This window comes from Terriglobus sp. ADX1, from assembly GCF_036877645.1.
Lineage (GTDB): Bacteria > Acidobacteriota > Terriglobia > Terriglobales > Acidobacteriaceae > Terriglobus.
In genome coordinates, this window is sequence record NZ_JAEDXV010000039.1 from 25,203 (window position 1) to 32,758 (window position 7,556).

Sequence of the window (7,556 nt, forward strand, 5' to 3'; positions counted from 1 at the left end):
TATTTAAGAAATCGAATGCGTGTCCGTGGCTATTGAATTGCACCTGACATGCCGGTGCTTTACGTCGACCACTCCGTATATCGCGCATCTTCCCTGCCATCATCACGTCTCAGCGGGGTGGGGCCAAACCGCGTGCGCGCGTGGGACAATAAGCCTATGACTCCCATGGAGAGCATGCGGACCAGCAAGATGAAAGCAGCGCTTATCGTCTGCCTTGTTGTCCTGTTGGCTGTTTTCACCTGGGTTATTCCGCCACGCGCAGAGTGGCTTCATAACATTCTCCATCACCTCAATATTCTTCCTTTCATGCTCGCGGGATTGTTCTTCGGTTGGCGTGGAACGCTGAAGACAATCCTCTTTGCAATCGTCCTGCAAATACCTTCCATCTCTCGTCACTGGCACGCCTCCCCCACAGACGCGCAAGATCAGATTGTGGAATTGAGCACATTTGGAGCCGCAGGTATCATCGCTGGCGTTCTGTCAGACCGCGAACGAATGCTCCGCATGCGTGTTGAGGCCACCAAGCATGAATTAGAGACAGTGCATTCCGAGCTACAACAGAATATTGAGCATCTTCGAAAGACAGAGAGATTAACCGCAGCAGGACAGCTGTCCGCGAGTCTGGCCCATGAAATCCGTAACCCGCTGGCAAGCATTAGTGGTGCCGCAGGGATTCTTTCCCGCGGCCAGGCATCAGAAGGCAGCCAGCGGGAGTGTCTGGAAATTCTCACGAAAGAATCGCAAAGACTGAATAAGCTACTGACGAACTTTCTCATCTTTGCCAGGCCGCGGCTTCCACGGCTTCAGGAAGTAGAAGCAAATGACCTTCTGCGATCTGTGGCCACTCTTGCGCAACACGCAACTGCGGAACGTAATATCAAGCTACAACTGAATCTGATTGCGATCCAGCAGAAGATCACCTGCGATCCCGAACAGATTCGGCAATTGTTATTGAATCTGCTGCTGAATGCGATTCAAGCATCGCCAGAAGATGGCGTCGTAAACATGACAACATCCCTTACCGCAACCGATCTTGTGATTGAAGTGAATGACGAAGGCGAGGGCATCACTGGACAGGTTGCGGAGCGAATCTTCGATCCTTTCTTCACGACGAAGACGAATGGTACAGGCTTAGGTCTGGCGATTGCAGCGACAATTGCATCGCAACACGCCGGGGTTCTCACTTATAAGTCGAATTCACCCCGGGGAGCCTGCTTTCTTCTTCAACTTCCGTTGATCGCGACGCATATTTCGTCCAACCCCGTGGGAGTTGCACAATGAGGCCAAATCATATTCTCGTGGTGGATGATGACAGCAGCCTTCGCCGCGTCATGCAGATGCAACTGGAAGAAGCTGGCTACGAAGTCACACTTGCAAGTGATGGCGACGAGGCTTGCAGACTCTTAGCGTCAGAGAAACCTCCGCTCGTTATCACTGACCTCCGGATGCCCACAAGTGGGATGGAGCTTCTCAGTTTTATTCAACGTGAAAACTTGATGACCACTGTCATTGTCGTGACAGCTTTTGGAACAGTGGAAAGCGCTGTTGAAGCTATGCGGAACGGCGCGTATGACTATGTGACCAAACCTCTGGATTTTGATGCGCTACTGTTGGTCGTACGCCGTGCCATGGAGCGTCAAAATCTTCTGGAAGAGGTACGGACGCTGCGCTCCGCGTTGGACCAGCGTTATGAATTCAGTGGCATCATTGCTCAATCAAAGAGCTTCCTCCGCGTGCTCGACCAAGCTGCACGCGTGGCAGAACGCGATGCCACGGTTCTGATTCAGGGTGAAACAGGAACGGGCAAAGAGCTAATCGCACGGGCGATCCATCACAACAGCCGCCGACATAGCCGTCCATTTGTCGCGATCAACTGCGGGGCAATCCCACGTGATCTGGTGGAGTCGGAGCTCTTTGGATATCGCCGCGGAGCCTTTACAGGGGCCATCAGTGATCGCCTTGGACGCGTAGAAGCCGCCGATGGCGGAACTCTCTTTCTGGATGAGATCGGAGAGCTCCCACTGGATGCACAGGTGAAGCTTCTGCGCTTGCTGCAGGAAGGTGAAATCTCCAAAATAGGCGCAAACAACCCTACACGTGTAAATGTCCGCGTAATTGCTGCGACACACCGAAATTTGCAGGCCATGGTAGAAGACGGAACCTTTCGTGAAGATCTCTACTATCGTCTTGCTGTCGTTCCGCTATTTATTCCACCGCTTCGAGAGCGGCGCGAAGACATTCCTTTGCTACTCGCAGAGTTGTTTGAGCGCTCCCGGCAACGCCACGGACTTCACGACATAAGCCTCTCGCAAGCAGCACTCAAACAGCTCGTTGCGTATCGCTGGCCCGGGAATGTACGTGAGATGGAAAATGTTTTAGAGCGTTTGATTGTTCTGGCAACGCACAGCCTGATCACAGAAGATGACCTCCCCGAAGAGATTGCACGGCCATCGCAGCAGCCCCCTTCCCTCTGGCCTGACCTTCCAGAAGAAGGCATCAGCCTGGAAGCGGTGGAGAAAGATCTGATTAGCCGCGCACTGGAGAAGTTTCACGGCAACCAGACACACGCCGCGCGATATCTCGACATCAGCCGTCGCACGCTGATTTATCGCATGGAAAAGCACGGCTTGGCTTCAGGACAGGAAGCAGAAGCAGTGCGCGATATTCGTGCCTGAAATCCAGTCAGGCAAAACAGAATAATTGCATCTCCTTCAGGATCATGCTCTACTGAGGCCATTGCGTAAGCTTCTTGCATTGGCGTTGCTGGTCATCTTTGGATTCAGCTTTGTTTCGCCGCTCCTGGCTGCAACCAGTAGCGAATCGACGCTACCTGCCTGCTGCCGTAAATCTGCGAAGCATCATTGCATGGCGATGCAGGATGATTCCGCAACGTCACATGCTTCCCATATAGAACTCCGCTCGCGCATGGATCATTGTCCATGCTGCGGCGTATTGGGCTCAACTGCTGTCCATGTGGATGCCATTGCTTCCACTACATTTTTCAGCAATGTTACGCCGCGCTCCACGCGCTCGGGACTATCCCCCCAGATCAGCACTTATTCCCTCGCTGATGCGACCTATAGCCATGGTAAACGTGGCCCTCCTTCCCATCTCCACGCCTGATTCGCACACGTTCTGACTTCATGAGAAGACAGCGTGTGTAAGGCACGTTCTCTTTTCCATGGAGATGTTCATGTTTCTTTCTGCACGCATATCCGTGCTGGCTGCGCTTCTTCCCATAGCCGCAGTAGCAATATCGTCCCCTGCATTTAGTCAGGAAAGCCTTACTAGTAGTTCCCTCACTGGTCGTGTCATCGATGGCACCGGTGCGCTTATTCCTTCAGCCCAAATATCTGCGGTCGCGTCTTCAACTCAGCTTAAATTTAGCGCGACAACAGACAACCGCGGTCGCTTTCGAATCCCCTATTTGGCTCCTGGCAACTACACCGTCACCGCAACAGCTCCCGGCTTCAACACTGCGTCCACTTCGACCCAACTTACCGTCGGTGGCTCCTTCGACGTCACTCTACAGATGACCGTGGGAACTCAGGCCACAACTTTATCTGTAGTCGCGGAATCACCGATTCTTGAGCAAAATCGCAGCCAGATTTCTGAGACCGTCAGCCCAACAGAGATCAATCAGCTCCCCTATAGCGGACGCAACTACCTTGATCTCGCATTGCTGACGCCGGGAGTAAGTCCAACAAACACGGCAAGCATTCAAACATTCGCAGAGACCTCTCCGGTGATCGGACAGGGATATTCCATTAATAGCCAACGCAATTTTTCAAACAGCTTCGTTGTTGACGGACTCTCTGCGAACGATGATGCAGCGGGCCTTGCGGGCAACTCTTACAGCATGGATGTTGTGCATGAATTTCAGGTGGTCACATCTGGCGGACAGGCCGAGTTTGGTCGTGCCATGGGTGGCTATTTCAATATCGTTACTCGCAGTGGAAACAATGACCTACATGGGACTCTCTATGGCTTCCTCCGTAATCAGCGTCTCAATGCTTCCAATGCACTTTCACAAAGCAAGCTTCCACTGACACAAGGCCAATATGGTGCGAGCCTTTCAGGTCCGATTAAGAAGGATCGCAGCTTTTTCTTTGGCAATTATGAAGGCCGACGACTGAACACAAATGGAGTCGTCACGATCAATCCAACGCAGGCTGCCGCCGTAAACGCTCGCTTAAATGCAATTGGCTTTACTGGACCGCGACTTACCGTGAGCAGTGGACCAACTACCCTGTATCCAACAACAGTTCACACCGATAACGCATTCGTCCGTTTCGATCACCGATTTAGTGATGCGGACCAATTCATCGCACGTTACAGCTACTATCGTTTGAACGCAATCAATGCTCGCGGTGCTGGCAGTCTTGCCGATGTGAGTTATGGCACAGCCGTAATGGATACAAACCACACTGTCGCTATCAGCAATGTGGCCACCCTTTCACCTCGTACGTTCAATGAAACACGTGGCCAGTTCACCTGGGACAGCTTAAATGCTCCGCCCAATACGCAGAACAGCCCTGCTGTTGTCATCAGTGGTGTAGCAACGTTTGGTCGCTTCTCCTCTTCACCGACAGCGAGAAAAAACCTTCTTTATGAAGTAGTGGACAACCTTGTGCTGCAGAGGGGAGAACACACCTTCAAGACGGGCGCTGATTTCCTGTTTAACGATGACACGATTACATTTCCAATGTCGATCGCAGGTTCCTATACCTTTGCATCGTTGAGTGCATTTCAATCTGGCACAACGACCTATTCATCGTATGCGCAGAACTTTGGCACGCCCTTCATACAACAAAACAACCCCAACATCGGTTTCTATGCTCAGGATGAATGGAAAGCGACTTCTTCGCTCACGGTCAATCTGGGTATCCGATATGATCTACAGTTCCTAAAGACCATCCAGACAGATACGAACAACGTATCTCCTAGAGTGGGTTTTGCGTGGTCTCCCTTTAAGGGACGTACTACGGTGATTCGCGGAAGCTATGGCTTGTTTTATGACCGTGTTCCGCTACGAGCGCTTGCAAATGCGTTACTGTCGGCAAATAACACCATCGATCCTTCGCAGGGACGCCTCTTGCAATATAGTTACGTTCCCTCCGACACCGGTGCGCCAGCCTTCCCGAATGTTTCAAACACACCGAATCCGGGTTCAAAAATCAGCTATGCGCTAATGAACCGGAACATTTCCAATGCCTACTCCGAACAAGCGAGCGTCGGCCTAGAACAACAACTATTCCGCACAGGGTCGCTGGGTATCAGCTATCAACATGCGCGTGGATTGCATCTTCTGTCGTCCTACAACACAAATATCAATCTTGACGGAACTCGCCCTGACAACACGCGAGGCAATATCAAACCGTATGACGGCCGCTTCGACTCCACATATGACGGCCTTGCCGTATCGTTTGTGGAGCGACCGGTCACCTGGGGTAATGTACGCATTTCATATACATGGTCCAAAGCGATAGACAATGTCGGCGAGTTCTTCTTCAGCTCTCCCAGTAATAACTTTGATTTCAACGTGGATCGCGGCCGTTCCGACGATGATCAACGTCATCGAGTCGTATTCGACGCAACATTAAATTCGCCAACGTCTCCTGCACACACTACACGGGATCAAATGACCCACGGCTGGAAGTTAGGTGGCATTCTGCAGTACTACTCGCGCCTGCCATTCAATATTGTGACCGGGGGACAGACAAAACAGCAAACGACACAACGCCCCTGCGCTTTGGGCTACAGCCTTACGGTCAATAATGGAATCAATCCTTGCACGGAAGCCCTTAGGGGAGCCATGATTGGGCGCAATGCAGGCATCGGCTTTGACTTTTTCAACTTGAACACGCGTCTTAGCCGCACGTTTGCGCTAACAGATCGATGGCGCATGGAAACGATCGCAGAAGCCTTTAACGTGCTTAACCATCGCAACGATATGATCCCCAACGCAACCTGGGGTACAAATCCTTACCCCACAACTGCAAATAGTTCTTTCGGACAAGCAACGGCTGTGGGTGATCCGCGCAGTGTGCAACTTGCTCTACGCGTCAGCTTTTAACTAAAACAGAAATGCCGATGGCGTATGACGCGCCATCGGCATTTTCAAAGTCTGGTCAAGTATCCAAGGCCGCTGCAGACTGCTGGACAGTAACGCACCCTCTTTTAGTAGTTGGTCGAGAAATGCCAAGACATCGGTAATCTGGCGAATTCATATCGCTGATGGCGCTTCAGGAAGACAGATCACGCACCTGGCACCGAGCTCTACGTGATCATCAAAGTGAATCGTTCCCCCGACACGTTCAATCACCAGCTTCGACACCGAAAGTCCTAATCCAGTGCCTGTGTGCGCGATACTATCTCTCGCACTGCTAGTAAAGAAGCGTTCAAATACGCGTTCGTGTTCTCCCTTTGCAATCCCAGAGCCTTCATCCTCGACGGAGACTTGAATGACCTGGGGGCTTGCATCGCATAGCGAATAACTAATGTGAAGTGATCCATCACGTGGCGAAAACTTAACTGCATTGTGAATCACATTCATCAAAGCAATTCGAAGCAGGCCGCGGTCAGCCCTTACACTTCGAGCACCAATGGATTCACCATCCTGGGAAACGACAAGCCCCTTTTCTTCTATGAGGACTTCGAGCAAATTCAGGACTTCATCCACTAAAGATTTCAAGAGCCATGCCTGGGGTTCTTGTCCGCCTTGTGTGGTTTCCGCGCGGGCCAGCAGAAGAAGGGCATCTACGGTCTCACTCAATCTGGATGTTTCTTCCAAAATGCTGCTCAATGCTTCTTTGCGTGCTCCATCACCAGACTCATCTTCCAGCGCAACCTCGCCGATGGTTCGCAATGCAGCAATCGGCGTTCTGAGTTCGTGAGCCGCATCGGCTGTAAACCGTTGCAATTGCTCAAATGATTGCTCCAAACGATCCAGCAAGTGGTTAAAAACCAAGGCAAGTTGCCCTAATTCATCCTCCGGATTCACAACTTCAAGACGATCATGCAGATTCTTCGCTGTGATGCCTTCTGCACGCACAGCCATCTCTTCCACTGGTCTCAGAGCACGTTTTGCGATGGCCTGTCCTGCCGCCCCTGCGATTAATAAAGCAATTGGAATCGCAATGAGCAGCACAACAAGAAACTGAATCATCCGCGCTCGAAGAGGAGCCATGCTGTAGGCAAGACGGATAAGCAATTGCTGGCCATTCATGCCGTGGATATGGCTGATCAAAAGTACATGAGTGCCATCTTCAAGACGGATTAGACGTTCATTGAAATCCGTTACACCCTCTTCCGGACGGGTAGGGCCTCCCAAGCTCATATTGCCGAGCGTAGGACTGCGATACAGCACATTTCCGCTACTATCGCGCACCTCCATAAGTCGGTCGACTAACAACCGCGATTGAGGCCGCGAATAGTAATCCTGACGAAGCTGCAATACTCCAGCATGATCGAAGTAAAGAAGGCCTTCGGCTGTTACTACATCCTGAATTTCATCGTGAACAATTTGCTTGGTAAGAACTGCGTATTGGAACGCA

The 7,556-nt window shown here is 51.5% G+C and carries 4 protein-coding genes; 3 read left to right on the forward strand and 1 reads right to left on the reverse strand.

The window, feature by feature from the left end:
• Window positions 1-48: 48 nt before the first annotated feature.
• The 3 genes from JAO32_RS18260 (at window position 49) to JAO32_RS18270 (ending at window position 6,076) form a co-directional block, all read left to right on the forward strand.
• Window positions 49-1,281, forward strand: a complete 1,233-nt coding sequence (locus tag JAO32_RS18260) for a sensor histidine kinase (RefSeq protein WP_334243059.1) — start codon at window positions 49-51, stop codon at window positions 1,279-1,281.
• On the forward strand, window positions 1,278-2,675 hold the full coding sequence (locus JAO32_RS18265; protein WP_334243061.1) for a sigma-54-dependent transcriptional regulator: 1,398 nt from the start codon (window positions 1,278-1,280) through the stop codon (window positions 2,673-2,675). The genes JAO32_RS18260 and JAO32_RS18265 overlap by 4 nt, the downstream gene beginning before the upstream one ends.
• 518 nt (window positions 2,676-3,193) lie before the next feature.
• Window positions 3,194-6,076, forward strand: coding sequence for a TonB-dependent receptor (locus tag JAO32_RS18270; protein WP_334243063.1), 2,883 nt, complete (start codon window positions 3,194-3,196; stop codon window positions 6,074-6,076).
• Between the two features lie 150 nt (window positions 6,077-6,226).
• On the opposite strand, the gene JAO32_RS18275 is transcribed toward JAO32_RS18270, so the two are convergent.
• A partial coding sequence (locus tag JAO32_RS18275) for a sensor histidine kinase (protein ID WP_334243064.1) occupies window positions 6,227-7,556 on the reverse strand: 1,330 nt, incomplete at its 5' end.